The sequence below is a fragment of the Rhodococcus sp. ARC_M12 genome (assembly GCF_022810385.1).
GTDB classification, from domain to species: Bacteria; Actinomycetota; Actinomycetes; order Mycobacteriales; family Mycobacteriaceae; genus Rhodococcoides; species Rhodococcoides navarretei.
Map to the genome: position 1 here is coordinate 25,426 of NZ_JALGQI010000003.1, position 25,104 is coordinate 50,529.

Genomic DNA, 25,104 nt, shown 5'->3' on the forward strand with positions numbered 1-25,104 from the left:
AAACAATAGCGCACACCCCCTTGCTACTACCAAATCGGGTTCTGCCGAGTACCAAATCGCCCTGCTCGAGGTTCGTCGGGCAAGATGGAAGAACAGCCGCACGTTCTATGGAAGGACCTACTGATGATTCGTTTGGTACTGGCGGCTGGAGCTGCGTATGTGCTCGGTGCCAAGGCAGGACGTGGCCGGTACGAGCAGATTCGGAAGACTGCGAACGCCGTCGCGTCGAGCCCGGCCACCAAGAAGGCGATCGAGGTCGGCCGTCAGAAGCTGTCCGATTCCCTGAACACCCAGCCTCGACTGGAACCGATGCAGCCGATCGACGACGAGACCCAGGTCTTCGTTCCGCGCGATCAGCTGCGGCGCTAACCGACCTCGGCCACACTTCCGACAGCGAGCTCGAGCAGGCTGCGGCGATACTGCTCGAGGGCGATGAGGTCGCCGAACAACGCGTTGTAGTCGTCGGGCTTCTCCACCGGCGACATGCGCTGCAGTTTCGATTTGAGTTCGGCCACCTGCTGACCGACCCACACTTCCTGGAGCCGCGCGAGCACGCCCGAGATGTAGCGGGTGAGGGCGTCGTCGGCCACGCGCATCGGGTCGACGGCCAACTCCGTCACCAACGACACGACTACGGCATCCTTGGCCTGTTTGGCCACGGCGTCGACCCACTCCCCTCCGCCCAAGCCTGCAGCCGTACCGCCGGCAGCGGCCACTGCGTCGCGCACAGCCGAGTACGCCGGGTGGTGGAAGCTCTCCGGCGGCAGTGAATCGAACACCGTACCGGCCATCGCGGGCATCTGCAGCACAGCTTTGAGAGCCTCCCGCTGCGGCCACAGCGACGGATCGGTTGGGTTGGGACGCGGGGGTCCCGTGGGAGCCTCCACGGGAGCTGCCTGCCGCTTCTCGAACGGGACACGTTTACCGCTGGTGTCGCCCCGGGCACCTTTCTTCGCCTCGTCGCGCACGCGGGCGAGCACCATCGCCGTGTCGTCCCAGCCGGTCCACCCGGCGAGCTGCCGGGCGTACTCGTCCCGAAGCGACGCATCCTTGATGCGAGCAACGACGGGGACCGTTCGCTTCAACGCTTCGACGCGCCCCTCGGGCGTGTCCAGATCATGTTCTCGCAGAAGCGATTTGACAACGAAGGCAAACATCGGAGTACGTCTGGCGACAAGATCGCGAACGGCGTTGTCGCCGGACTTCAGGCGCAGGTCGCACGGGTCCATACCGTCGGGGGCGACGGCCACGAACGTCTGACCGGCGATCTTCTGATCACCCTCGAATGCCTTCATCGCTGCGGCTTGGCCGGCGTCGTCTCCGTCGAAGGTGTAGATCACCTCTCCGCGGAAGTAGCTGTCGTCCATCATCAGTCGACGCAGCATCGCCAGGTGATCCTCGCCGAATGCGGTTCCGCAGGACGCCACCGCAGTCTTGACGCCGGCCAGGTGCATCGCCATCACGTCGGTGTACCCCTCGACGATGACGGCCTGATGCGACTTCGCGATCTCCTTGCGCGCGAGATCCAGCCCGAACAAGACCTGAGACTTCTTGTACAGCATGGTTTCCGGGGTGTTGATGTACTTGCCCGGCATCGTGTCGTCGTCGAACAGCTTGCGTGCGCCGAAGCCGATGACGTCTCCACTCTGACTGCGGATGGGCCACACCAATCGGCGCCGGAAACGGTCGATCGGCGTACCGCGTTTTCCGGGTGTCGCCAACCCCGCGTCGACGATCTCCTTGGCCTCGAAGCCCTTGCCCAGCAGGTGCTTGGTGAGGGTGTCCCAGCCGTCGGGTGCGAAACCGCAGCCGTAGGCGAGCGCGGCATGGCCGTCGAAATTGCGTTCGGTCAGGTAGTCCCGCGCAGCCTGGGCGTCGGGACCACTGAGCCTGCCCGCGTAGAACTCCTGCGCTGCCGCGTTGGCGGCGATCAAGCGCGCTCGGGTGCCACGATCACGTTGAACCGATGGCCCGCCGCCCTCGTAGGAGATCGAGTAATTCAGCCGGTCGGCGAGTTGCTCGACGGCCTCGACGAACGAGATGTGCTCGATCTTCTGGAGGAAGGAGTAGGCGTCACCGCCCTCGCCGCAGCCGAAGCAGTGATAGTGACCGTGGTTGGGGCGAACGTGGAACGACGGTGATTTCTCGTCGTGGAAGGGACACAACCCCTTCATGGAGTCGCCGCCCGCGCGCTTGAGCGAGACGTAGTCGCCCACGATGTCTTCGATCCGTGTGCGTTCGCGAATGGCGGCGATGTCGCGTTCAGGAATTCGGCCGGCCACGAAGGGCAGTCTAGTCCCGATCCGAGACGGGTTTCGAATCGATCAACCCCAGCTGGCCTGAGCTCCGAGTGACCGCTTGTCGATCAGTTCGAGCCTGCTCTCGGTGTACGACGCGATCTGGTCGACGACCACTCGGGTCCGTTCCGCGTCGCTGTCGGCCCGTTGCCATGCCGGCACCAGGATGGGGTCCAGTTCGCCCGGAGCCGAGCGCATCAGCCACTCGGCGACGCGGTGGATACGGTCGCGTTGACGCTCCTGGCGAATCTTGTGGCCGGCGTCGGACATCACGTACCGCAGTGCCATGGTCTTGAGCAATGCCACCTCCGACCCGACGATCGACGGCACCACCAGATCGGCGTCGTATCGGCTCAGTGGCGCGGTGCCGTATTTCTCGTGGGTGCCCTCGATGGCAGCGGTGGCGAAGCGGCCGACGAGCTCACTGGTCATGTGCTTGAGCGCGACGGATGCGGCGAGCGTGCCGTCGTAGCGTCCGACGGCGATGACGACGGGCATCCTCGACAGTCGGTTCGCGGCCTCGATCAGTTCGTCGACGTCGAGTCCGCGAAATTCCGAGACGCCGAGTTCGGCCAGGGCGCGTTGCTCGATCGGATCGGACAGCGCACGCAAGTCGATTCGGGCGTCGATCACACCGTCCTCGACGTCGTGCACCGAGTACGCCACGTCGTCGGACCAGTCCATGCTCTGCGCTTCGAGGCACTTGTGCTTCTCGGGCGCGCCGTTGCGCACCCAATCCAGAATGGCCGAGTCGTCGTCGTAGGCACCGAATTTCGCTCCGGGTGCGGGCCTGATCCATGGGTACTTGGTCGCCGCATCCAGCGAGGCTCGGGTCAGGTTGAGCCCCACACTGCGGCCGTCCGCGTCGAGGATCTTCGGCTCCAGACCGGTCAGAATGCGCAGGTTCTGCGCGTTGCCCTCGAAGCCGCCGCAATCCTGGGCCACTTCGTCGAGGGCGCGTTCACCGTTGTGGCCGTACGGCGGGTGGCCGATGTCGTGCGCCAGACCGGCAAGGTCGACCAGATCGGGGTCGCTACCCAGGCCTTCGGCGATGCTGCGGCCGATCTGCGCCACTTCGAGCGAGTGCGTCAGCCGCGTACGCGGGGTGTCTCCGTCTCGAGGTCCGGTGACCTGCGTCTTGTCCGCGAGCCTGCGCAAGGCCGCGCAGTGCAACACGCGCGCACGATCGCGAGCGAAGGCGCTTCGATGCGAGGCGTTGTCCGCCCCGGCCCGCAAGCCCGCGGTCTTCGGGGCTTCGGTGACGAATCGTTCGACGTCGTGCGCCGAGTAGGTGCCGGTCATCTACTGGCCCGCCGTGTAGGAGAAGTCTGCCGTGAAGTGGGTCAACTGATACCAGAGCAGAGCGCCTGTCTCCCTGGCGATTCCGTGTGCCTGCGATTCTCTGGTGTAGACGGCCGGACCGGTGCGGGTGGGCGAGGTCCAGGCGTCGAGGCCTGCGTCACGCGCCATGGTTCTGGTGCGCAATGAATGCCACGGGTCGCTGACCAGCACCACCGACGACTTGCCCTGTTCTTGCAGTGTGTTGCTCACGGCCTCGATACTCCGGAGGGTGTCCGAGCCCGTCTCGACGGCGGTGATGGCGTCGGCGGGCACTCCCTGCTCGATCAGATAGTTTCGGCCCGACGCCGCCTCGGTGAACAGGTCGCCCTCCTGCTTGCCACCGACGGTGACGATCTCGGGGGCGATTCCCTGCTCGTACAGTGACGCGGCCTGGGACAGACGGGCCTCGAACACGGTCGAGGGTGTGCCGCTGTACTGCGCCGCACCGAGCACCACGATGGCGTCCGCCTTGGAGTAGTCGTCGATGCGCGCCACCTGCCATACCCGCACCGCTGTTCCTGCGACCAGTACCAACGCCATCAGCACCACTCCCGCGACCAGCCGACCGGTCCAGCGTCCGAGCGTTCCGAAGAAGCCGAGGCGCTCGGGACCGGGGTCCGGGGCATACCGATCGTCGTACGGATCGCCGTACGAATCTCGGTCGAGAGTTGAGTTCACCCCTCGAGTTTGCCAGGCCCGCGCTTCTTCGGCGGTCACGGCGCGCCTCGAACGAGCTACAGCCACCCTCGATCCTCGGCCACGCGGACCGCCTCGGCCCGGGTGCTGGTACCGGTCTTTCCGATCGCCGACGACAGATGATTGCGCACCGTCCCCTCCGACAGGTGCACCGTGGCAGCGATGGAGCCGGCCGTCCCTCCCTGCGCTGCGGCGCGGAGAACTTCCTGCTCACGAGCCGTGAGCGGAGAAATGCCGTCCGTCAGAGTCTCGGTTGCCAGCGTCGGATCGACGACCCGGAGCCCCATGTGCACCCGCCGAACAGCGTCGGCCAGCTGCTTGGCTGGAGTGTCCTTGACCACGAAACCCGACGCACCCGCATCGATCGCGCGGCGCAGGTAACCCGGTCTGCCGAACGTGGTGACAATCAGCACCCTCGACTCGGGAGCGACCAAAGCCAGTTCGGCGGCGACGTCGATACCGTTCTTGCCGGGCATCTCGACGTCGAGCAGCACGACGTCGGGTCGATGTTCCAGTACGGCAGCGATCACTTCGTCCCCGCGTCCCACCTCGGCGACAACGTCCAGATCGTGCTCGAGACCCAGCAGTGCTGCGAGCGCGCCCCGCACCAGCGCCTGATCGTCGGCCAACAGCAGTCTGATGCTCATTCCGCCGAAACCTCCACTCCGAAACCACCGGTCGACACCCGAGCGATCGTCAGTGAACCACCCGATGCCATCACTCGTTCACCGAGACCGCGAAGGCCGTTGCCACCGTTGTCGCTGCCGCCCTCGGCAGGTCCGACTCCGTCGTCGACGATCGAGATGCTCGACGCCGTCAGCGTCACCCGGCAGTGCCGTGCGCTCGAGTGTCGAACCACGTTGGTCACCGCTTCCCGAAGTACCCAACCGAACAGTTCTCGGTGTCGCAGCGGCACCACGTCGGCATCGCCGGGAAGGTCGGCCTCGATTCCCGCAGCGTTCAAAGCCGTACGTGCACTGGGCAGTTCGGTGCCTATATCGATCTGCCGCATTCCGCCGACGGTGCTGCGAACGTCCGCAAGCGCTTGCCGCGCAAGGGTTTCCAGTTCGGCGATCTCGACGGCAGCTCGGGCGGGGTCGATCTCGATGAGCCTGCCGGCCAGTTCGCTCTTGACGGTGATGACGGTCAGGGAATGGCCGAGGATATCGTGCACGTCTCGGCTCATGCGCTCGCGCTCGGCCACGATGGCCAGGTCTGCCAATTGCTGCCTGGCCACGGCCAATTCGTGATTGCGTTGGAACACCTGGGTGATGCCCCAGGCCGCGGCCGCGCTGATCAGCAGCTGAAACGCGAAGAAGGTGTCGGGCTCCCAGGACGAGACGAAGCGTGGCACCGCCTCGACGAGTGCGACCATCACCACCACCAACGCCCACGCTTGCCTGACCGGCAGGGTCATCATGGCCAGCACTGCGATATAGACGGTGGCACCGAATGCAGTGGTGTCGATCGACAGGCTCATGAACACGGTCAGGGTGATCATGACCCCGAGCGCGATCCACGCCTGCGAAGTAGGCAGTGGCTTTCCTCGGCGGAGTCCGGTGCGGAAGCGCCAGAAGGTGGACGTGAACACCACTCCGAAGGCAACGATCGTCATGACCCCGGCAACCTTCGCCGGCGTGTGTTCCAGAGCGAGGATGTCGTTCAACGGGTAGATCAGGTACACCAGCCAGATGGCTCCGAACATCCAGCCGAACCGCCAGATCCGTCCCTCGGGAAGGTCGGCGGTGAGCGTGGTCATGCCGCCCACGGTATCTCTGTGGGCGACATGATCAGTGGTTTCGGTCTCAGGCACGCGTGGTGTCTCTTCGGAACAGCAACGCAGCTCCCGAGACGAACACCGTCGCCCACACCGCCAGATTGATCACGGCGATCAGCAACGTTCCGGTTTCGGTCCCGGCGAACGCGGCCCTGGACACGGTGGCCAGCCCGTAGAGCGGGGTGAACTGGGCCAGCATCGGGAACCAGCCGCTGTCACCGAGGGGAACGAAGAGTCCGCCCGCCAACGCCAGGAACGCCAGCACGGGTCCGAGAATCTGCATCACGTTCTCCGACGGCAGCAGGTAGCCCATGAACAGTCCGAACGCGGCGAACACCGCCGAGCCGATCCAGCCGATCAGACCGCTGACGATCCACACCCAGATCGGCATGTCCGCCCCGAGGAACTTCGCGACGACGAACACCACGACGATCGAGGCTGCACCCATCGTCATGGCCACGAGGACCTTGGTGACGATGTAGGCGACCGGCTTCAGCGGGGTCAACCGCAACTGTCGGCTCCACCCTTGCGCCCGCTCGACCGAGACCATCGCTCCCCCACTGGTGGTGGCGAGCATCGCTCCGTAGACGGCCATGCTGATGGCGATGTAGCCGGTGACGTTGCCGTGCGCGAAAGGGTAGTCGGTTCTGTAGTCGGACTGTGTGCCGAAGATGACGAAGAACACCGGCGGCATCACCAAGGTGAAGATCAGAGTTCGCTTGTTTCGGAAGAGCCTGCGAATCTCGAGTCCGAGAAAGGTCGGCGAGAAGCCGCCCCAGGCAACAGCTCTGGCAGAGGTACGGGTGGTCGTGGACGGCGTGGTCGTGGTCATCGGATGCTCCCGGCGAGGTCGTTTTGTGAGTCGGTGGTCAGGGCGAGGAATGCGTCTTCGAGGTTGCGCGAGACGATTTCCAGATCGGTCGCGTGCGCTTCGTCGAGTAGGTACCGAGCCACCGCGTCGGAGTCGCGGCCGTGCACGATCACCCGATCGCCGCGAGTCTCGACGCGGTCCACCCCCGGCAGAGCCAGCAACACCGACTGGTCGACGCCGGGCAGCGTGGCGGTGACGGTGCGTCCTGCAGCCAGGTTCTTCACCTCGGCGGCGCTGCCGTCGGCGACGATCTTGCCGTGCCGCACCAGCACGATACGGTCCGCATAGGCGTCGGCTTCGTCGAGATAGTGCGTAGCGAACAGCACCGTTCGGCCGGTACTGGCGTCCTGGCGGATGGCGTTCCAGAAGTCGCGACGCCCTTCCACGTCCATGCCGGTGGTCGGCTCGTCCAGCACCAGCAGATCCGGGTCGGGCAGCAATGCGAGCGCGAACCGCAATCGCTGCTGCTGCCCGCCGGAGCATTTGGCCACTCGGCGATCGCCGATCTCGGCGATACCGGCCCGGGTGAGAACCTCCTGCACCGACCGGGTTCGGGCGAACAGCACCGAGGTCAGCTCGACGGTTTCGCGGACGGTCAGGTCGCGAAGCAGACCGCCGGTCTGCATGACGGCCGAGATGCGGCCCTGGGCGATGGCGTCGGCGGGCGTGCCCCCGAACACCGACACCGACCCGGTGGTGGGTGTTGCCAGCCCGAGCATCATGTCGATGGTGGTCGTCTTTCCCGCTCCGTTGGGTCCGAGAAATGCGACGACCTCGCCCGGTTCGATGGACAGGCTGAGCCCGTCGACCGCCCGGACCGAGCCGTAGGTCTTGGTGACGTCTCGTAGTTCGACTGCCGTTGTTGTGGTCATGGGACTCACTCTGCTGCGGCCGGGCGGCTTCGACCTCGTTCGAGCGTCACGATTGCGAGGTGACAACTGTCATGCATCCACATCGACCTGCTCGATCTCTGCACCGCCCAGCCGGTAGATTTCAGGCCATGGCAGTCCAGCACCGGCGGCACAGCAGCGCCACAGTCCCCAGGTCGGTCCATCGATTTCGTCGTCTCGCCGCTACGGGTGCTCTGACCCTGTTCGCGGCGGTTCTGCTCGCGCCGGGGGTTGCATCCGCCGAGGCTCCCTCGCGGCTGGCCACCCAGATCACCGACAACGTCCAGGCTCTGGACCCTGATTCGCTGGCCGAGGTGCAGACCTCGGTCGACGACCTCTACGGCAGCAGCCAGCTTCGGTTGTGGGTCACCTACGTTGCGGATTTCGACAACCTGTCGGCCGCCGACTGGGCCGAGCAGACCGCGTCGAGAAGCGATCTCGGGCAGCGTGACGTCCTCCTCGCGGTGGCGACCGTGGACCGTTCGTACTACCTGGGCGTGAATACCGGACTGTCTCAGATCACCTCGTCAGAACAGGACGACATCCGTGTCAACGACGTGGAACCCGCACTGCGCGAGGAGGATTGGTCCGGTGCCGCTATTGCGGCAGCCGGTGCACTCGGCGACGCGTATGCCTCGAGCGGCAGCGGCGGATCGTCGGCACCGTTGCTGATCGGTGTCGGCGTGCTGGCGGTGGCGGGCGGCGGAGCTGTCGTCTACTCCTCGCGTCGCAAGAAGGCCCGCGTCGCCGCCGAGGTCGAGGCCGTGGCGAACATCGACCCGAGCGACCCGGCCGCGCTGGCCGCCTTCCCGATCGACGTCCTCGATACCCGCGCCAAGGAAATTCTGATCGAGACCGACAATGCCGTGCGCGCCAGCGAAGAGGAATTGAACCTCGCGCGAGGCGAATTCGGCGATTCCGCGGCGGCACCGTTCATCGCCGCCCACGACAACGCCAAGAAAGCGTTGGCCTCTGCCTTCGAAATACGTCAACGCCTCGACGACGCCATTCCCGAAACTCCCGACCAACGACGCGCGATGCTCGTCGAGATCATCTCCTCGTGCGGGCAAGCCGATCGCGAACTCGATTCGCGGGTGGAGGAATTCGACGGATTTCGCGACCTGGTGATGAATGCCGAGTCGCATCTCGACGAGCTCACCCAGGCGATCATCGGGTTGACGGTGCGGATTCCGCAATCCGAAACCCTGCTCGCTCAACTGCATTCGGAATTCTCCGAGACCGCACTGAAATCGATAGCGGACAACGTCACGATGGCCAAGGACCGCCTCGCGCTGGCCGAGGACAACATCGAGGCCGGCCGCAAGGCGGCTGCGCTCCCGCCCGGTAAGCAGGGTCCGGCCGTCACTGCGATTCGGACGGCCGAACGAGCCGTCGATCAGGCCAAGACACTGCTCGACGGCGTCGACCACGCACGTGACGACATCAGGCACGCCATCGCCACCCTGCCCGACGCCATCGCGGACGTCCGCCGCGACATCGAGCAGGCCGGCACATTGACCGAACACGGTGGTGCCGAGTTGCACTCGGCGGTGACTGCGGCGCAGACGGCGTTGCAGAACGCGGAGAAGGCCCAATCCTCGGATCCTCTGGGTAGCTATACCGCCCTCGCCGAAGCCGATGCCGAACTCGAGAAGATCGTGGACGAGGCATCGGCCGAGAAGGCTGCCGAAGACCAGCTGCGGGCTCGCCTCGAGCGCGATATCGCGGCCGCTCAGGCACAGATCACCGCAGCCGCGGACTACATCTCGACCCGTCGTGGCGGCGTCGGGGCCGACGCCAGAACACGCCTGTCCGAGGCCGAACGCCACCTCGGCGCGGCCCGGCAGCTCGAACCGGAGAACCCCGACGAAGCCCTCAAGCATGCGCATGCCGCCAGCCAATTGGCCTCGCGCGCATCGCAGATCGCCCAGTCCGATGTACAGAACTGGGAGAACCGTCACGGTCCGCGCGGTGGCAGCAGCGGCGGCAACATCGCCGGCGCAGTGCTCGGCGGCATCCTGATCAACAGCGTCCTTCGCGGCGGCGGTGGCGGCGGTGGATTCGGTGGTGGCTTCGGTGGTGGCGGGGGCTTCGGTGGAGGTGGTGGGGGCGGCGGATTCGGCGGTGGCGGCGGCCGCTTCTAGTTTCTCGACATACGCACGACAGGGCCCGATCTCACGAAGAGATCGGGCCCTGTCGGTTATGTGAGGCTCTTACGCACCGATCAGTCGAGAGGCGATGTAGCCCTCGACCTGGTCGAGAGCAACGCGCTCCTGTGCCATCGTGTCGCGTTCACGGATGGTGACGGCATGATCGTCGAGGGTGTCGAAGTCGACGGTGATGCAGAACGGGGTGCCGATCTCGTCCTGACGACGGTAGCGGCGACCGATGGCTCCGGCGTCGTCGAATTCGACGTTCCAGTACTGACGCAGTTGCTGCGCAAGATCTTTCGCCTTGGGCGTCAGGTCGGCGTTACGCGAGAGCGGAAGCACTGCAACCTTCACCGGGGCGAGACGACGGTCCAGCTTGAGCACGACACGCTTGTCGACGCCGCCCTTGGCGTTGGGAGCTTCGTCCTCGGTGTACGCGTCGACGAGGAACGCCATCAGCGAACGCGTCAGGCCTGCGGCCGGCTCGATGACGTACGGGGTGTACCGGGTGTCGGTGGCCTGCTCGTAGTAGCTCAGGTCCTGGCCCGACGCCTTCGAGTGCACCGAGAGGTCGTAGTCGGTGCGGTTCGCGACGCCCTCGAGCTCACCCCACGCACTGCCCTGGAAACCGAACTTGTACTCGATGTCCACGGTGCGCTTGGAGTAGTGCGACAGCTTCTCCTTGGCATGCTCGTAGAGCCGAAGGTTCTCCGGATCGATACCGAGATCGGTGTACCACTTCATGCGGTAATCGATCCAGTACTGATGCCACTCGTCGTCCTCGCCCGGCTTGACGAAGAACTCCATCTCCATCTGCTCGAACTCGCGGGTACGGAAGATGAAGTTTCCGGGAGTGATCTCGTTGCGGAAGCTCTTGCCGATCTGGCCGATGCCGAACGGCGGCTTTTTGCGTGAGGTGGTCAGCACGTTGGCGAAGTTGACGAAGATGCCCTGCGCGGTCTCGGGACGCAGGTAGTGCAGGCCCTCTTCGTTGTCGACCGGGCCGAGGAAGGTCTTGAGCAGGCCCGAGAACGCACGCGGCTCGGTCCACGAACCCGGCTCACCGGTCTCGGGATCGCGGATGTCGGCCAGGCCGTTCTCCGGCGGGTGGCCGTGCTTTTCCTCGTAGGCTTCGATGAGGTGATCGGCGCGGTAGCGCTTGTGCGTGTGCAGCGACTCGACCAGCGGGTCGGAGAACGTCTCGACGTGGCCCGACGCCTCCCACACCTCACGAGGCAGAATCACCGAGGAATCCAGCCCGACGGTGTCGTCGCGGCTGGTGATCATGTTGCGCCACCACTGCTTCTTGATGTTCTCCTTGAGCTCGACGCCCAACGGACCGTAATCCCAGGCCGACCTGGTACCGCCGTAGATCTCGCCGCACGGGTAGACGAGGCCTCTGCGCTTGGCGAGGTTGGCGACGGTTTCGACTTTGGACTTGGGTGCCACTGGCGGAGCTCTCCATCTTCGGTTACATCGTGTAAGAGGTGACGTGGGCGGTTTTCGCCCTGATCAGACTATCTGGCTCGGCGGGCGAAACCGAACAGCGGTCGAGTGCGGAAGTTGACATGCGCACCTGTGCATATCACAATGAATACGATTTGCAATAACAACAACTGCACTAACCTGAAGTCATGACGTCGATCGTGCAGGGAGAGTCCGCCGGCAACGAACCGGCTACCGAAGGAGCCGCAACCGTGTCCACGGACTCGACAGTGGAAGCAAGTTCGAGCCACAGGCAGGATCCCGAGCATCCGTTGCACTCGGGCGATCCGTTCGCCGTCGCACCCCCGGCTCACATCCCGCCGAAGGAGACTCTGACTGCGGCGGGAGACATCCTGCGGGCACTCGCGGCGCCGGTACGCATCGCCATCGTGCTGCAGTTGCGCGAGTCCGAGCGGTGCGTTCACGAACTCGTCGTCGCCCTCGGTGTCACGCAACCGTTGATCAGCCAGCACCTGCGGGTACTCAAGGCAGCGGGTGTCGTGCGCGGAGAACGCAACGGACGCGAGGTCCTGTACCGATTGGTCGACGATCACCTCTCCCACATCGTCGTCGACGCCGTGGCCCACGCCGAGGAAGGCCGACACCCGTGACCGACAAGTCCACCGATACCGCCACACCCAGACGACCCGTCGTCGTCGGTGTGCGGGCCACCAAGCAGCGCAGTGCCATCTCGGATCTGCTCGACACCATCGAGGAGTTCAAGTCCGCACAGGATCTGCACGACGAATTGCGCAAGCGCGGTGAGGGCATCGGCCTCACCACCGTGTATCGCACTCTCCAGACCCTCGCCGATGCCGGCACTGTCGACGTGCTCCGCACCGACAACGGGGAGTCCGTCTACCGACGCTGCTCCTCCGGTCATCACCATCACCTGGTGTGCCGTTCGTGTGGTTTCACCGTCGAGGTCGAAGGCCCCACCGTCGAGAAGTGGTCGCAGAGTGTCGCAGAGTCCAACGGCTTCAGCGACGTGAGCCACACGATCGAGATCTTCGGCACCTGCAGTCAGTGCAGTGCTGCCGTTCGGTGAATCCGCTCAGGCGACGGCCTCTGCCACGCGAGGTACCACCGCGTCGATGGCGAACGGAATCGACAGCACCGAGTTGTACGTGATCGCGCCACGCTGATCGGTGGACAACGGAACGATCGCGTCGCCCCGTGCGGCATCGAGCGTTCCGAAGATCGGGTTCTCCGCCACCACGTCGATGTCCTCACCGGTACCGAGATAGAGCACCAGATCCGCGTCGAGCATGGAAATGTTCTCGGCCGAGACCGGAACGAAGAAGTTGGTGCCGTCGTCCTGGGCGCGGATCGATTCCGGGACCTCGAAGCCCAGCGAGGTGACGAACGTCCCCCGCGCATCACCGGGCAGATAAGCGCCGAACTGGCCGTCGTACGGAAGCACCACTGCTGCTGTCTTACCCGCGAACTCGGGATGTTCGTTTCGAACCTGCTCGAGCGCCGCGGTGGTCTGCGTGTTCAACTCCTCGCCGCGGTCGCGTTCACCCATGGCACGAGCAATGGTGTCGGTGGCCACCTCACGATCGACGGCATAAGCGGCCGATCCTGCAGGTCGGGCCACCGTCGGCGCGATGTCACTGAGTTGTGCGTACGTCGCCTCGTCGAAACCCGCATTGAGTCCGGTGATGAGATCCGGTGCCAGAGAGGCGATCAGCTCGAAGTTCGGCTCGGACTCCGAGCCCAGCAGCGTCAACGGCGCGTCACCGACCAACTCGTCGGTCCACGGACCCAGTCCGGTCTCGTAGAACGTGTACCCGGTGTTGCCGACGGGAACGGTGCCGAGCGCGATGACGGCATCGGCGTCGGACACCCCGAGTGTGACGATTCGGGTCGGCTTCTCCGCGATGGTCGTGCTGCCGTAGATGTGATCGATGACGACCGGGAATGCACCGTCGGACGATGGTGCCGCCGAGTCCTCCGGGCTCTCTGTCGAACAGGCCGTCAGAGACACACCGAGGACGATCACCGCCACTGTTGCCGTCAGCATCCGGGTCCACTGCACAGTCATCGCATCCGCCTCTACTCGAAGTAAGTACAGGCAAACCTTATCTGACCGATCAGGGCAGTAGGCCTTCGCGCGCTTTCTCGACTCCGGCCAGCACCAGAATGAGCATCGTCAACATCGCCTCGTCGTCCAGACCGTTCGCTGGAAAGGTGTAGCGCAGCAACACATCCGCGAGCTTGTCGTGGGTGTTGACCGAGATCGCGCCGAACTGCGAATCGGCATTGCGGTCGGCAACCTTCTTGTGCAGAGCTGCCTTGAGCGGCCGGTCCCAGGCCAGAACTGCAGTGAGCGAGAGCACCTCGAGTTCGGGTGAGAGTCGAACCGCACGCAGCGAGCAGAGTGCACCGGCGTAGTCGAAACCGAGCGACCCCTCGTCGCCGAGAGTCACGGTCGCGAACTGTGAGAGCGCAAGCTGGGCACGAGTCTGCAGCGAGAGTCCTTCGGCCGGCATCTCGTTCGCGTTCTCACTCATACTTGACTCCGCCGAACCGTCGGTCTCGCGAAGCGAATTCGATACACGCCTCCCACAGATCCCGACGGTCGAAGTCCGGGAAGAGCTTCTTCTGGAACACGAACTCCGCGTAGGCGGATTGCCAGAGCAGGAAGTTCGACGTTCGCTGCTCCCCCGACGGACGCAGAAACAGATCCACGTCGGGCATGTCCGATTCGTCGAGGTACTTGGCGACGGTCGCCTCGGTGATCTTCTCGGGGTTCAGCTTGCCCGCGGCCACCTGGCGAGCGATTTCCCTTGTAGCATCGGCAATCTCGGCACGGCCACCGTAGTTGACGCACATCGTCAGCGTCATCACGGTGTTGTGCTTCGTCAGCTCCTCGGCCACTTCCAGTTCTTTGATGACACTGCCCCACAACCTCGGTCGACGGCCGGCCCAGCGAACCCGGACGCCCATCTCGTTCATCTCGTCGCGTCGACGACGGATGACGTCGCGATTGAAGCCCATCAGAAACTTGACCTCGTCGGGACTGCGCTTCCAGTTCTCCGTCGAGAAGGCGTATGCCGACAACCACTGAACCCCGATCTCGATGCATCCGCACACGGTGTCCATGAGCACCGCTTCACCCTGCTCGTGCCCAGCGGTCCGCGGCAATCCTCGATCCTGGGCCCACCGACCGTTGCCGTCCATCACCAGCGCGACGTGGCGAGGAATCAATTCGGGCTGCAGGATCGGCGGCCGAGCGCCCGACGGATGCGGATCGGGAGGGCGCACTGCCGACTGTTCGTCAGGCCGGGGTTGCGGCTCTCGTCGTCGAATCACGGTCCCCATCCTGCCCGACGGTGTCGGCGAACACGGAGTCAGGTTGTGCCAGCGGCACCTGATGCGGGTGCGACCGTTCGATGAGCGGAAGCGTGCGCAGCTGTCGTTCCAGATGCCATTGCAGATGCGCCGCCACCAGTCCACTGGCCTGCTTGCGGACGGCATCGGAGGTGGTGACGGTGTAGTCCCACTCTCCCCGCTCGAGCGCAACCATCAGATCGAGAACCCCGGTCGACGGCGTCGCCGATCCCGGCGGCCGGCAATGCACACACACGGCCCCACCGGCCGCGACGTGAAACGCACGGTGCGGCCCTACCGCTGCGCACCGCGCGCAGTCGGTCAGTGCGGGAGCCCATCCGGCGAAACCCATCGCGCGCAGCAGGTACGCGTCGAGCACCAGTTCGGGAGGCCGGATGTGCTGTGCGAGGGCGCGCAGGGCACCGACGGTCAACTGATGCAGCCGCTGCGCGGGTGCATGTTCCTCGCCTGCCAGCCGTTCGGCAGTTTCGAGAACCGCGCAACCGGTGGTGTAGCGACCGTAATCGGCGACGATGTCTCCGCCGAACGCGTCGACTGTGTGCACCTGGGTGACGATGTCGAGGTTGCGACCCGGATAGAGCAGAACGTCGATGTGCGCAAACGGCTCCAGCCGCGCACCGAACTTGGATTTGGTGCGACGAACCCCTTTGGCGACGGCCCGCACGATTCCGTTTTCCCTGGTCAACAACGTGACGATGCGATCGGCCTCACCCAGCTTGTGCTGGCGCAGGACGACTGCGTTGTCACGGTATGGCCTCACGTACTCCAGTGTCCCACGCGCGCAGCGGCGGTGACCGTTCCCGCGCTGACGAGTACTCGATACTGTGCAGGCGTGGATTTCCATCGGTCGACCCTCGTTGCTCAGGCCGCCGCTCTCGCGTCGGGCCGCATCACGTCGGTGCAGGCGGTAACCGCGTCGCTCGATCGGATCGAGAAGAGCCAGCCCGCGCTCAACGCGTTCCGCATCGTGCGCCGCAGCGCCGCCCTCGCCGAGGCAGCCGAGGCGGATCGGCTGCGTTCCACCGGCCACACCGCTCCCCTGCTCGGCGTTCCGATCGCCGTCAAGGACGACGTCGACATCACCGGAGAGCCGACCGCCTTCGGCTGCGCGGGTGACTTTCCGCCGGCCACCGCGGACTCGGAGGTGGTGCGCAGATTGCGTGCTGCCGGAGCCGTCATCGTGGGAAAGACGAACAGTCCCGAACTCGGTCAGTGGCCGTTCACCGGCGGCACCTTCGGGCACACCCGCAATCCGTGGCACCGCGAGCGGACGCCGGGCGGCTCCTCCGGTGGTAGTTCTGCAGCAGTGGCTGCCGAATTGGTCTCTGCTGCATTGGGTTCCGACGGTGCCGGTTCGGTGCGCATCCCGGCATCGTGGACGAATCTCGTGGGGATCAAGCCGCAACGCGGGCGCATATCGTCGTGGCCGGAGCCCGAGGCGTTCAACGGCATCACCGTCATCGGCCCGCTCGCGCGCACGGTGGCCGACGCGGCACTGCTCCTCGATGTGGTCTCGGGTAGTCACGACGGAGATCTGCATCGTCCGATACCGCTGACCGTCTCCGATGCTGTCGGACGCAACCCTGGCTCCCTGCGCATCGCGCTCAGCCTTCGTAAGCCCTTCATCCCGACGCCGGCACCGCTGGATCCGGAGATCGCGGCGGCGGCGTACGAGATGGCCGCGGTGCTGCGATTGCTGGGACACCGAGTGGTCGTGGACGACCCCGCCTACGGAATGCTGTTGGGGCTCAATTTCCTACCCCGCTCACTGGCGGGCGTGGCGACCTGGCTCGATCGACTCCCCGATCCATCTCTCGCCGACCCGAGGACCCGAGCCAACGCCAGGAGCGGCCGGGCTCTCGCCGGAGCGCCGCTGCGCGCAGCACGCGCCGCCGAACCGCGCATCGGGCGTCGAATCGGCCGGTTCTTCGACGAGTACGACATCGTGCTCGCGCCCACGACGGCTACCCCACCGCCGCGGATCGAGGCCATCGACGGCATCTCCAACGCAGACACCGATCGGGTCATCACCGAGCACTGCCCGTACACCTGGCCGTGGAACGTGCTGGGGTGGCCGAGCGTCAACGTGCCCGCAGGATTCACCGCCGGCGGCCTCCCCATCGGCCTGCAGTTGATGGGCCACGAATCCTCGGAGCCACTGCTGGTCTCGGTCGCCGCCCAACTCGAGAACGTCTTGCAGTGGCACCGCAAGCGCCCCGATCCCTGGTGGGCCGATGTGAGCGAAACTTCGTAGCGCACTACGAGGCAGGAGTGGAGCCTGCGGAACGACCGGTGGGGCCAGTCGTGCACGTGCGGCGAAGCCGCTCCGGTCAGAAGCCGAGCTTGCCCATCTGCTTGGGGTCGGTCTGCCAGTCCTTCGCGATCTTGACGTGCAGGTCCAGGTAGATCCTGGTGCCGAGCAACTTCTCGATCTGCAGTCGCGACGCCGTGCCGACCTCTTTGAGTCGTGAACCGCCCTTGCCGATGATGATCGCCTTCTGGCTCGATCGCTCGACGTAGAGGATTGCGTGCACGTCGAGCATGTTGTCGTGGCCCTCGCGGGGCACGACCTCCTCGATGACGACGGCCAACGAGTGGGGCAGCTCGTCCCGGACGCCTTCGAGCGCGGCTTCACGGATGAGCTCGGCCATGAGGATCTCTTCGGGCTCGTCCGTCAATTCGCCGTCGGGGTAAAACGCCGGTCCCGGTGGGAGTTCGGAGGCCAGCAGGTCGACGAGCTTCTCGATCTGCTCGCCCGATTCGGCCGACACCGGGATGACGTGCGAATTCTCGCCGAGCAGCTTCGACAGCGACATCAGCTGCTGTACGACGCGTTCCTTCTTGACCTTGTCGATCTTGGTCACGATCCCGACGAGCGTGGTCTTGGGCGCGATGTGCCGCACCTGTTCGAGGATCCACCGGTCACCGGGCCCGATCTTCTCGTCCGCGGGGATGCAGAGTCCGATGACGTCGACCTCGGAGTAGGTGTCCTGCACCAGATCGTTGAGGCGTTGCCCCAGCAGCGTTCTCGGTCGGTGCAGGCCCGGGGTGTCGACCAGGATCAGCTGGGCGTGCTCGCGGTGCACGATGCCGCGAATGGTGTGCCGCGTCGTCTGGGGACGCGAGGACGTGATGGCGATCTTCGATCCCACCAGTGCATTGGTCAGTGTGGACTTGCCGGTGTTGGGTCGGCCTACGAAACAGACGAATCCGGATCGGAACTCACCGTTGTTCTGCTCGGACAAGAGCACCTCCAGATTTCAGTGTTGGCGAGTGGCGTCGGACGAGTCGTCGTCCTCGGTGGATTCTTCGTCGGGTTCGATCTTTTCGACCAGCACCGTGGTGATGCGGACGCGCCCCTTGGGGTCGGCTCCGCCTTCGCCGCGCAGCAGCAGTCCGTGGGTGATCACCTGCGATCCGGGCAACGGTACTCGGCCGAGTTCGTAGCCGAGGAGTCCGCCGACGGTGTCGACTTCCTCGGATTCGATCTCGATGTCGAAGATCTCGCCGAGGTCCTCGAGTGGCACCCGGGAGGACAATCGATAGCGCCCGTCGTCGAGTTCCTCGATGGGGGCAACCTCGTCGGAGTCGTATTCGTCCGCGATCTCGCCGACGATTTCCTCGATGACGTCCTCGATGGTCACCAGGCCCGCAATGCCTCCGTACTCGTCGACGAGCAGAGCCATGTGGTTGCGATCGCGCTGCATCTCGGCGAGCAGACTGTCCAGCGCCTTGGAATCGGGAACGAAGACGGCCGGACGCATCAACTCGGACACCTGCACTCCGCGGCCACCGTCGGTGGAGTAGTACGTCTGCTGCACAAGGTCTTTGAGGTACACGACGCCGACGACATCGTCCACGTTCTCCCCGATCACCGGGATGCGGGAGTGTCCGCTGCGCACGGCCAACGACGTGGCCTGGCCCGCCGACTTGTCCGACTCGATCCACACCATCTCGGGGCGCGGGACCATGACCTCACGGGCGGAGGTGTCACCGAGCTCGAACACCGACTGGATCATCCGCCGTTCGTCGTCGGCCACGACGCCGCGTTCGCGAGCCATGTCCACCAGTTCTCGGAGTTCTATCTCGGAGGCGAAGGGGCCGTTGCGAAATCCCTTACCTGGGGTGATCGCGTTACCGATGAGGATGAGCAGTCTGCTGATCGGGCCGAGGAGCCACCCGAGCGCGCGTAGCGGCAACGCGGCCGCCAACGCGATCGAGTACGCGTTCTGCCGCCCGAGGGTTCGCGGACCGACACCGATCACGACGTAACTGACCAGCACCATGGCCACCGCGCTGATCAGCAAGGCCGTGGTGGAGTCGATCAGCTGTGTCAGACCACCCGCGAGCAACACGGTGCCGCCGATCTCGCACAGGATGCGCAGCAGCACCATCAGATTGACGTAGCGCGGGCGGTCGCCGACCACGACGACGAGGCCGGTGGCACCGGGCCGCTCGTCTTTGACCATGTCGTCGATGCGCGCCCGCGAGACCGTGTTCAGTGCAGAGTCGACCGCAGCGAACAGGCCTCCGAGAGGGACGAGAAGGACGGCGAAGACGATGAGCGCAACAGCACTGCTCACGCGCTACGACCCCGTACTTCCAGCTGTTCGACGACGCAGATCATCGATCGTGTCCGTCGACGAAACCGGCCTTGCCGAGGAGCCGGGCATCGCGGGCGGCCTGTTCGGCGGCCTGCTCCGCTCGCCTGGCATCCTCGTACCATTCGGCGAGCAGACGGTTCTGCAGCTCGAACATCTCCTTCTCTTCGTCCGGCTCGGCATGGTCGTAACCCAGCAGGTGCAGTACACCGTGCACGGTCAACAACGCCAGCTCGTGCTCGAGCGAATGGCCTGCCGCAGCAGCCTGATCCGCGGCGAACGACGGGCACAGCACGATGTCGCCGAGCATCGCCGGTCCGGGCTCGGGGGCGTCGGGACGACCGCCCGGCTCCAGCTCGTCCATCGGGAACGACATCACGTCGGTGGGGCCGGGCAGATCCATCCACCGCATGTGCAGATCGGCCATCGTGGCGGAATCCACCAGCACCATCGACAGCTCCGCGGCGGGATGCACGTCCATGCCGGCGATCGCGAACCGTGCGACCGAGACCAGCTCGGGTTCGGAGATGTCCATCCCCGACTCGTTGGACACTTCGATACTCATCTAGCCACTACCCACGCTCTCGTTGCCTGCATCTGTCGGTCCGTCTGCCTGAATCATCTTCTCGCCGAACGCGGTCCACCGGTGCGGCGTTGCGCGCGGTTGGGAATGACGCCTTCCGACGTCGACTCGAACCGCTCGTACGCGTCGACGATCTCCGAGACCAAGCGGTGCCGCACCACGTCGCTGCTGGTGAGCTGCGCGAAGTGGATGTCGTCGACGTCGGTCAGGATCTCGGACGCCGCACGCAGTCCGGATCGCGCACCTCCCGGAAGGTCGACCTGGGTCACGTCACCCGTGACGACGATCTTCGATCCGAATCCGAGTCGAGTCAGGAACATCTTCATCTGCTCGGCGGTGGTGTTCTGCGCTTCGTCGAGGATGATGAACGCGTCGTTGAGTGTGCGACCACGCATGTACGCAAGGGGCGCGACCTCGATGACCCCGGCCTGCATCAGCTTAGGGATCGCTTCGTCGTCCATCATGTCGTGCAGCGCATCGTGCAGTGGGCGCAGATAGGGGTCGATCTTCTCGTGCAGGGTTCCGGGGAGGAAGCCGAGCCGCTCCCCCGCTTCCACGGCCGGACGCGTCAGGATGATGCGACTGACCTGTTTGGTCTGCAATGCCTGGACGGCCTTCGCCATCGCGAGGTACGTCTTTCCGGTACCCGCGGGCCCGATACCGAACACGATGGTGTTGGCGTCGATCGCATCCACGTATCGCTTCTGATTCAGAGTCTTCGGCCGAATCGTCTTACCGCGGCGCGAGAGGATGTCCAGGCTCAGCACCTCGGCCGGAGAATCGGCCACGCCCTCGGTGAGCATGGCTATCGATCGGCGCACCGCATCGGGAGTCAGTGGCTGAGCGCGCTTGGCCAGCGCGGCCAACTCGGAGATCACCCGTTCGGCCAGCGCCACATCCGCCACTTTTCCGGTGAGCGTCACGGCGTTTCCTCGTACGTGGATATCTGCCGTCAGCATCTGCTCGAGCGCCCGCAGGTTCTCGTCGGACTGTCCCAGCAGTGGCATCACTGCTTCGGGGGCGAGTTCCAAAGTGGACCGAACGTCACGCTCGGCGGGAAATTCGCTGTGTTCACTCACGTGGTGGCTATGGCCTGCTCTCTGGTGTCGGCTTCTCGGACGTGCACTCGCTACGGATCGAGTTTAACGCCGCAGGGACGATGCGCATTCCCATTACTTGCTGGTGGCACCGATCACGGCATCGAGCGAGAGCGCCCAACACCGGGAATCGGGATCGAGGAAGGCGAAGTGGTCCTCGCCCGGAACGATCGCCAGCTCCGCGTCGTCCCCGGCGGCGCGCGCCAGCGCGACGTACCGTTCGCTCTGCGCCGCCGGAACCTGGATGTCCTCGGATCCGTGCAGGGCGATCGTCCGGATGCCGATGGGTACACGCGCGGCCGGCGAGGCCGATCGGTACAGGTCGGGATCGTCCTCGTACCGGGCCTGCAACAGCGCCTCGACCGCCGGGTTGGTGCGTCCCGACGCACCGCGCGGTTCGAGATCGAGAACGCCGGCCTGCGAGACGATGCGCGACGGGCGGACCTTCGTGCCGGTCTCACCGCCGAGCCACACTGCCAGGTGGCCTCCAGCGGAGTGCCCGATGACGCGCACGTCGTCGACACCGACCGGGGCGTGCTGCTGCAGTTCCCCGGCGACCACGTCGAGTGCCGCGGTCACATCGGACTGCATTTCCGGCCAGTGCCCGCCTGCGCCGACGCGTCGATACTCGATGTTCCACGCCACCGCGCCGGCTCCGGCGACGGCCCGGGCGAACTGGGTGCCCAGATTGGATCCGTACTGACCGCTCCAGAACCCACCGTGCACCACCACGACCACCGGCGTCGTGTCCTCCATCGGCTCGGCCGGCAGGTAGAGGTGCCCGAACTGCTCCGGGTGCTCGCCGTAGGCGATCTTGATTCGCGCGCTCATGCGTTCTCGAAGTCCGGCGGAAGTTGCGTCCACCGCGAGGTCAGGACGCCCAGCGCGCCGAGGGCCACGGCTCCCGCCGTAGAGGTCCGCAGCACCGTCGGACCGAGAACCACCGGGGTTGCACCCGCCTCGGTCAGAGCGGTGACCTCCCTGTCGTCGAGCCCGCCTTCGGGTCCGACGATGATCGCGACCTCGGGCACCGAGGCGAACGGCAGGTCCCGAAACGACGTGGTGGCCGCCTCGTGCAGCACGGCGACGATTCCGCCGCGCTCCACGACGCCGCGCACGAGGGCGTAGATCTCTCGCGAATCCTGCAGCTCGGAGACCTCGGGGATGTAGGCCCGACGCGATTGCTTGGCCGCCTCCGACGCGGTACTGCGCCACTTCGCGACGCCCTTGGCTGCCTTCGGGCCCTCCCACCGTGCGACGCAGCGAGCCGACTGCCAGGGCACGACGGCATCGACGCCCGCCTCGGTGGCCAGCTCGACCGCCAACTCCGACCGATCCGCCTTCGGCAATGCCTGCACGAGGGTCACGGCCGGAGTGGGACGCGGCATCTCGCTGCGCGAGTGCACGGTCAGTTCCAGTCGATTCTTCTCCGCGGCGACGACGACCGCGTCGGCCAAGCCACCTGCTCCGTCACCGAGCAACACCCGCTCACCGACGCGGATGCGTCGCACGGTCGCGGCATGGTGCCCTTCCTTGCCGTCGAGCACCGCCAACTCGCCGACGTTCGGCAGGGGCGAGAGATAGAAGACCGTGGGGGCCATCGATCAGCGACCGCTGAATGCTTCCCGCAACCGCGAGAACAGGCCGCCGCTGTGCGCGGAACCGGTGGTGACGACCTCCGCCGAGTCGCGGTCGCGCATCGACCTGAGCTGTTCGAGCAGATGGGTCTGCTTGCTGTCGAGCTTGGTCGGCACGATGACCTCGAGGTGCGCGTGCAGATCGCCACGAATGCCCGACCGCAGCTTGGGCATTCCGTGACCACGCAGTACCGTCGTCGAATTCGGTTGCGTGCCTTGTTCGATCGAGATCTCGGTGGGTCCGTCGATGATCGCATCGATGTTGACCGAGGTGCCGAGGGCGGCGTCGACCATCGGGACGCGGACGGTGCAGTGCAGATCGTCACCGTCGCGCACGAACACCTCGTGCTGCTGTTCGACGATCTCCACGTACAGGTCTCCCGCGGGTCCGCCGCCGGGACCGACTTCGCCCTGCGATGCCAGTCGGATCCGCATGCCGTTGCTCACGCCGACCGGCACCTTGACCGAGATGTCGCGACGCGACCGGACGCGACCGTCGCCACCGCATTTGCGGCAGGGGTCGGGGATGGTCTCGCCTGCACCGCGGCAGGTGGGGCAAGGACGGCTGGTCATGACCTGGCCGAGGAACGAGCGCTGCACCGACTGCACTTCTCCGGCACCGCCGCAGGTGTCGCAGCGAACCGGCTTGGAGTCGCCGTTGGTACCCGAGCCGGTGCACAGGTCGCACAGGATCGCGGTGTCGACGGTGATGTGCTTGGTCACGCCGGTGGCGCACTCGTCGAGGGTGAGCTTGGTCCGCAGCAGTGAATCCGCTCCCGGCTGTACTCGGCCCTTCGGCCCGCGCTGGGAGCCGCCCGCGCCCCCGCCGAAGAACGCCTCGAACACATCTCCCAGGCCGCCGCCGAATCCGGCTCCACCGAATCCACCGCCGCCGCCTCCGCCGCCCTGCTGCAGCGGGTCGCCGCCCAGGTCGACGATGCGACGCTTCTCCGGATCGGACAGCACCTCGTACGCGGTGGAGATCTCCTTGAACCGGGCCTGCGCGGCCTCGTCCGGGTTGACGTCCGGGTGCAGTTCTCGCGCCAGTTTGCGGTAGGCGCGCTTGATCTCCTGGTCCGTCGCCTGCTGGCCGACGCCCAAACTCCCGTAATAATCCCGTGCCACGTCGTCTCTTTCGTCCTAGAAGATGAATCTCGTTCGTTGCTGCTGTGTGCGGCCGCCCATGCCCCGCGGCCGTCGATCGATTCGGTTCTCGCTCGTCTCAGCGTTCGGCCAGGACCTCGCCGATGTACCTGGCAACCGCAGCGACCGACGCAATTGTTCCTGGGTAGTCCATTCGGGTCGGCCCGAGAACACCCATTCCTCCGAGGACCATGCCAGCCGACCCGTATCCGGTGGAAATCACCGACGTCCCACGCATTTCCTCGACCTGCGTTTCCTCGCCGATCCGCACTGTCACGGTGCGGGTGTCCTGCGTCACGGCGAGCAGTTTGAGCACCACCACTTGCTCTTCCAGCGCCTCGAGTACCGCCCTGAGCGATCCGGGAAACCCCGCGTCGCCGGCGAAGTCCGCCGCGTTGCGCGTCAAGTTCGCCGTACCGCCGAGAACCAGACGTTCTTCGGGATGCTCGACGAGCGATTCCACCAGCACCGTTGCCGAGCGAATCATGGCGTCTCGTAGCGCGGGTGGCGCGTTCTCGGCGAGTTCGGCCACTGCGGCCGATGCTGCCGCCAGCCGCTTGCCCTCGAGCGCGCCGCCGAGCAGACGCCGCAGCTGCGCCAGATTCTCGTCGTCGATCACATCACCGAGTTCGACGATGCGCTGATCGACGCGACCCGAGTCGGTGATCAGCACCAGCAGCAGCCGAGCCGGGGTGAGCGCTACCACTTCCAGGTGGCGCACCGAGGACGCCGACAGCGTGGGGTACTGGACCACGGCGACCTGACGGGTCAACTGAGCCAGCAACCGGACGCCGCGTCGCAACACGTCGTCCAGGTCGACGCCGTTCTCGAGAAACTCCAGGATGGCGCGACGCTCGGCCGCGGAGAGCGGCTTGACGTCGGCAATCCGATCGACGAACTGCCGGTAGCCCTTGTCGGTCGGCACCCGGCCGGAACTGGTGTGCGGCTGGGCGATGTACCCCTCGGCCTCGAGTACGGCCATGTCGTTGCGCACTGTCGCACTGGACACTCCGAGGCTGTGACGCTCGACCAGGGCACGTGAACCGACCGGTTCCTGGGTGGACACGTAGTCCGCCACGATCGCTCGTAGAACCTCGAACCGCCTGTCGTCGGTGCTCGACATCGGTGCCCACCTCCGTTCTCGTTTCCAATCGTCGCTCGAGTCTAGTAGCCGGCGAA

Annotated in this window: 25 protein-coding genes; 5 read left to right on the forward strand and 20 right to left on the reverse strand. The window is 65.5% G+C overall.

The genetic code is table 11. The features are described 5' to 3' along the window. Positions 1-123: 123 nt before the first annotated feature. Entirely contained in the window at positions 124-369 is a 246-nt protein-coding gene (locus tag MTX35_RS05415) for a hypothetical protein (RefSeq protein WP_068052299.1), read from the forward strand. On the opposite strand, the gene dnaG is transcribed toward MTX35_RS05415, so the two are convergent. The 7 genes from dnaG to MTX35_RS05450 are packed head-to-tail and all read right to left on the reverse strand — an operon-like array spanning position 366 to position 7,854. Then, complete coding sequence (gene dnaG / locus MTX35_RS05420; RefSeq protein ID WP_243594001.1) at positions 366-2,282, reverse strand: DNA primase; 1,917 nt, start codon at positions 2,280-2,282, stop codon at positions 366-368. The two genes, MTX35_RS05415 and dnaG, sit on opposite strands and share 4 nt — an antisense overlap. Before the next feature lie 42 nt (positions 2,283-2,324). After that, positions 2,325-3,599: a deoxyguanosinetriphosphate triphosphohydrolase gene (locus MTX35_RS05425; RefSeq protein ID WP_243594002.1), complete on the reverse strand. Its 1,275-nt coding sequence runs from the start codon at positions 3,597-3,599 to the stop codon at positions 2,325-2,327. Beyond that, entirely contained in the window at positions 3,600-4,316 is a 717-nt protein-coding gene (locus tag MTX35_RS05430; RefSeq protein ID WP_243594003.1) for a YdcF family protein, read from the reverse strand. It abuts the gene before it with no gap. 56 nt (positions 4,317-4,372) lie between these two features. After that, positions 4,373-4,981, reverse strand: a complete 609-nt coding sequence (locus tag MTX35_RS05435) for a response regulator transcription factor (RefSeq protein WP_243594004.1) — start codon at positions 4,979-4,981, stop codon at positions 4,373-4,375. Continuing rightward, on the reverse strand, positions 4,978-6,093 hold the full coding sequence (locus MTX35_RS05440; RefSeq protein ID WP_243594005.1) for a sensor histidine kinase: 1,116 nt from the start codon (positions 6,091-6,093) through the stop codon (positions 4,978-4,980). Before MTX35_RS05440 ends, MTX35_RS05435 begins: the two co-directional genes overlap by 4 nt. Positions 6,094-6,139: 46 nt before the next feature. After that, positions 6,140-6,943, reverse strand: a complete 804-nt coding sequence (locus tag MTX35_RS05445; protein ID WP_243594006.1) for an ABC transporter permease — start codon at positions 6,941-6,943, stop codon at positions 6,140-6,142. Then, positions 6,940-7,854, reverse strand: a complete 915-nt coding sequence (locus tag MTX35_RS05450) for an ABC transporter ATP-binding protein (protein WP_243594007.1) — start codon at positions 7,852-7,854, stop codon at positions 6,940-6,942. The genes MTX35_RS05445 and MTX35_RS05450 overlap by 4 nt, the downstream gene beginning before the upstream one ends. A 128-nt stretch (positions 7,855-7,982) precedes the next feature. Here MTX35_RS05450 and MTX35_RS25635 point away from each other — a divergent pair, with 128 nt between their 5' ends. Further along, positions 7,983-10,016, forward strand: coding sequence for a TPM domain-containing protein (locus MTX35_RS25635; protein WP_279393217.1), 2,034 nt, complete (start codon positions 7,983-7,985; stop codon positions 10,014-10,016). 69 nt (positions 10,017-10,085) lie between these two features. On the opposite strand, the gene MTX35_RS05460 is transcribed toward MTX35_RS25635, so the two are convergent. Continuing rightward, complete coding sequence (locus tag MTX35_RS05460; protein ID WP_121869514.1) at positions 10,086-11,471, reverse strand: glycine--tRNA ligase; 1,386 nt, start codon at positions 11,469-11,471, stop codon at positions 10,086-10,088. Between the two features lie 185 nt (positions 11,472-11,656). On the opposite strand from MTX35_RS05460, the gene MTX35_RS05465 reads away from it, so the two are divergent. Both MTX35_RS05465 and MTX35_RS05470 read left to right on the forward strand, forming a co-directional pair. Further along, positions 11,657-12,118, forward strand: coding sequence for a metalloregulator ArsR/SmtB family transcription factor (locus tag MTX35_RS05465; protein WP_243594008.1), 462 nt, complete (start codon positions 11,657-11,659; stop codon positions 12,116-12,118). Next, positions 12,115-12,555 (forward strand): Fur family transcriptional regulator, encoded by a 441-nt coding sequence (locus MTX35_RS05470; RefSeq protein WP_243594009.1) that lies wholly within the window; start codon positions 12,115-12,117, stop codon positions 12,553-12,555. The genes MTX35_RS05465 and MTX35_RS05470 overlap by 4 nt, the downstream gene beginning before the upstream one ends. A 6-nt stretch (positions 12,556-12,561) precedes the next feature. Here MTX35_RS05470 and MTX35_RS05475 read toward each other — a convergent pair whose 3' ends face one another. Genes MTX35_RS05475 through recO form a run of 4 tightly spaced genes read right to left on the reverse strand, consistent with a single transcriptional unit; the run spans position 12,562 to position 15,624 of the window. Next, positions 12,562-13,554 (reverse strand): iron-siderophore ABC transporter substrate-binding protein, encoded by a 993-nt coding sequence (locus MTX35_RS05475; protein ID WP_243594010.1) that lies wholly within the window; start codon positions 13,552-13,554, stop codon positions 12,562-12,564. A gap of 49 nt (positions 13,555-13,603) precedes the next feature. After that, on the reverse strand, positions 13,604-14,023 hold the full coding sequence (locus tag MTX35_RS05480) for a hypothetical protein (protein WP_374230241.1): 420 nt from the start codon (positions 14,021-14,023) through the stop codon (positions 13,604-13,606). Further along, on the reverse strand, positions 14,016-14,834 hold the full coding sequence (locus MTX35_RS05485; RefSeq protein WP_243594011.1) for an isoprenyl transferase: 819 nt from the start codon (positions 14,832-14,834) through the stop codon (positions 14,016-14,018). Before MTX35_RS05485 ends, MTX35_RS05480 begins: the two co-directional genes overlap by 8 nt. Continuing rightward, a complete protein-coding gene (recO, locus tag MTX35_RS05490) occupies positions 14,791-15,624 on the reverse strand; it encodes a DNA repair protein RecO (RefSeq protein WP_243594012.1) in 834 nt (277 codons plus the stop codon). Before recO ends, MTX35_RS05485 begins: the two co-directional genes overlap by 44 nt. A gap of 72 nt (positions 15,625-15,696) precedes the next feature. On the opposite strand from recO, the gene MTX35_RS05495 reads away from it, so the two are divergent. After that, positions 15,697-17,118 carry an amidase gene (locus MTX35_RS05495; RefSeq protein WP_243594013.1) on the forward strand — a complete coding sequence of 474 codons (1,422 nt, stop codon included), beginning with the start codon at positions 15,697-15,699 and terminating at the stop codon, positions 17,116-17,118. Between the two features lie 76 nt (positions 17,119-17,194). On the opposite strand, the gene era is transcribed toward MTX35_RS05495, so the two are convergent. The 8 genes from era to hrcA form a co-directional block, all read right to left on the reverse strand. Further along, positions 17,195-18,109 carry a GTPase Era gene (gene era, locus MTX35_RS05500; RefSeq protein WP_243594014.1) on the reverse strand — a complete coding sequence of 305 codons (915 nt, stop codon included), beginning with the start codon at positions 18,107-18,109 and terminating at the stop codon, positions 17,195-17,197. Between the two features lie 15 nt (positions 18,110-18,124). Further along, a complete protein-coding gene (locus MTX35_RS05505) occupies positions 18,125-19,447 on the reverse strand; it encodes a hemolysin family protein (RefSeq protein WP_243594015.1) in 1,323 nt (440 codons plus the stop codon). A gap of 40 nt (positions 19,448-19,487) precedes the next feature. Then, the gene (gene ybeY / locus MTX35_RS05510) at positions 19,488-20,030 is read right to left on the reverse strand and encodes an rRNA maturation RNase YbeY (protein WP_243594016.1); all 543 of its coding nucleotides are present in this window, start codon (positions 20,028-20,030) and stop codon (positions 19,488-19,490) included. Between the two features lie 53 nt (positions 20,031-20,083). Further along, on the reverse strand, positions 20,084-21,127 hold the full coding sequence (locus MTX35_RS05515) for a PhoH family protein (RefSeq protein WP_094612780.1): 1,044 nt from the start codon (positions 21,125-21,127) through the stop codon (positions 20,084-20,086). Between the two features lie 93 nt (positions 21,128-21,220). Continuing rightward, on the reverse strand, positions 21,221-21,976 hold the full coding sequence (locus MTX35_RS05520) for a S9 family peptidase (protein ID WP_243594017.1): 756 nt from the start codon (positions 21,974-21,976) through the stop codon (positions 21,221-21,223). Then, a complete protein-coding gene (locus tag MTX35_RS05525; protein ID WP_243594018.1) occupies positions 21,973-22,746 on the reverse strand; it encodes a 16S rRNA (uracil(1498)-N(3))-methyltransferase in 774 nt (257 codons plus the stop codon). Before MTX35_RS05525 ends, MTX35_RS05520 begins: the two co-directional genes overlap by 4 nt. A 3-nt stretch (positions 22,747-22,749) precedes the next feature. After that, entirely contained in the window at positions 22,750-23,907 is a 1,158-nt protein-coding gene (gene dnaJ, locus MTX35_RS05530; protein WP_243594019.1) for a molecular chaperone DnaJ, read from the reverse strand. 97 nt (positions 23,908-24,004) lie between these two features. Beyond that, on the reverse strand, positions 24,005-25,048 hold the full coding sequence (hrcA, locus tag MTX35_RS05535) for a heat-inducible transcriptional repressor HrcA (protein WP_243594020.1): 1,044 nt from the start codon (positions 25,046-25,048) through the stop codon (positions 24,005-24,007). Positions 25,049-25,104 lie beyond the last annotated feature (56 nt).

What these genes read in the sequence shown, in the direction of transcription:
- MTX35_RS05415 (WP_068052299.1), top strand. Translation starts at nt 124, where the DNA reads ATGATTCGTTTGGTACTGGCGGCTGGAGCTGCGTATGTGCTCGGTGCC.
- MTX35_RS05425 (WP_243594002.1), bottom strand. Translation starts at nt 3,599, where the DNA reads ATGACCGGCACCTACTCGGCGCACGACGTCGAACGATTCGTCACCGAA.
- MTX35_RS05435 (WP_243594004.1), bottom strand. Translation starts at nt 4,981, where the DNA reads ATGAGCATCAGACTGCTGTTGGCCGACGATCAGGCGCTGGTGCGGGGC.
- MTX35_RS05440 (WP_243594005.1), bottom strand. Translation starts at nt 6,093, where the DNA reads ATGACCACGCTCACCGCCGACCTTCCCGAGGGACGGATCTGGCGGTTC.
- MTX35_RS05445 (WP_243594006.1), bottom strand. Translation starts at nt 6,943, where the DNA reads ATGACCACGACCACGCCGTCCACGACCACCCGTACCTCTGCCAGAGCT.
- MTX35_RS05450 (WP_243594007.1), bottom strand. Translation starts at nt 7,854, where the DNA reads ATGACCACAACAACGGCAGTCGAACTACGAGACGTCACCAAGACCTAC.
- MTX35_RS25635 (WP_279393217.1), top strand. Translation starts at nt 7,983, where the DNA reads ATGGCAGTCCAGCACCGGCGGCACAGCAGCGCCACAGTCCCCAGGTCG.
- MTX35_RS05465 (WP_243594008.1), top strand. Translation starts at nt 11,657, where the DNA reads ATGACGTCGATCGTGCAGGGAGAGTCCGCCGGCAACGAACCGGCTACC.
- MTX35_RS05475 (WP_243594010.1), bottom strand. Translation starts at nt 13,554, where the DNA reads ATGACTGTGCAGTGGACCCGGATGCTGACGGCAACAGTGGCGGTGATC.
- MTX35_RS05480 (WP_374230241.1), bottom strand. Translation starts at nt 14,023, where the DNA reads ATGAGTGAGAACGCGAACGAGATGCCGGCCGAAGGACTCTCGCTGCAG.
- MTX35_RS05485 (WP_243594011.1), bottom strand. Translation starts at nt 14,834, where the DNA reads ATGGGGACCGTGATTCGACGACGAGAGCCGCAACCCCGGCCTGACGAA.
- ybeY (WP_243594016.1), bottom strand. Translation starts at nt 20,030, where the DNA reads ATGAGTATCGAAGTGTCCAACGAGTCGGGGATGGACATCTCCGAACCC.
- MTX35_RS05520 (WP_243594017.1), bottom strand. Translation starts at nt 21,976, where the DNA reads ATGAGCGCGCGAATCAAGATCGCCTACGGCGAGCACCCGGAGCAGTTC.
- MTX35_RS05525 (WP_243594018.1), bottom strand. Translation starts at nt 22,746, where the DNA reads ATGGCCCCCACGGTCTTCTATCTCTCGCCCCTGCCGAACGTCGGCGAG.
- hrcA (WP_243594020.1), bottom strand. Translation starts at nt 25,048, where the DNA reads ATGTCGAGCACCGACGACAGGCGGTTCGAGGTTCTACGAGCGATCGTG.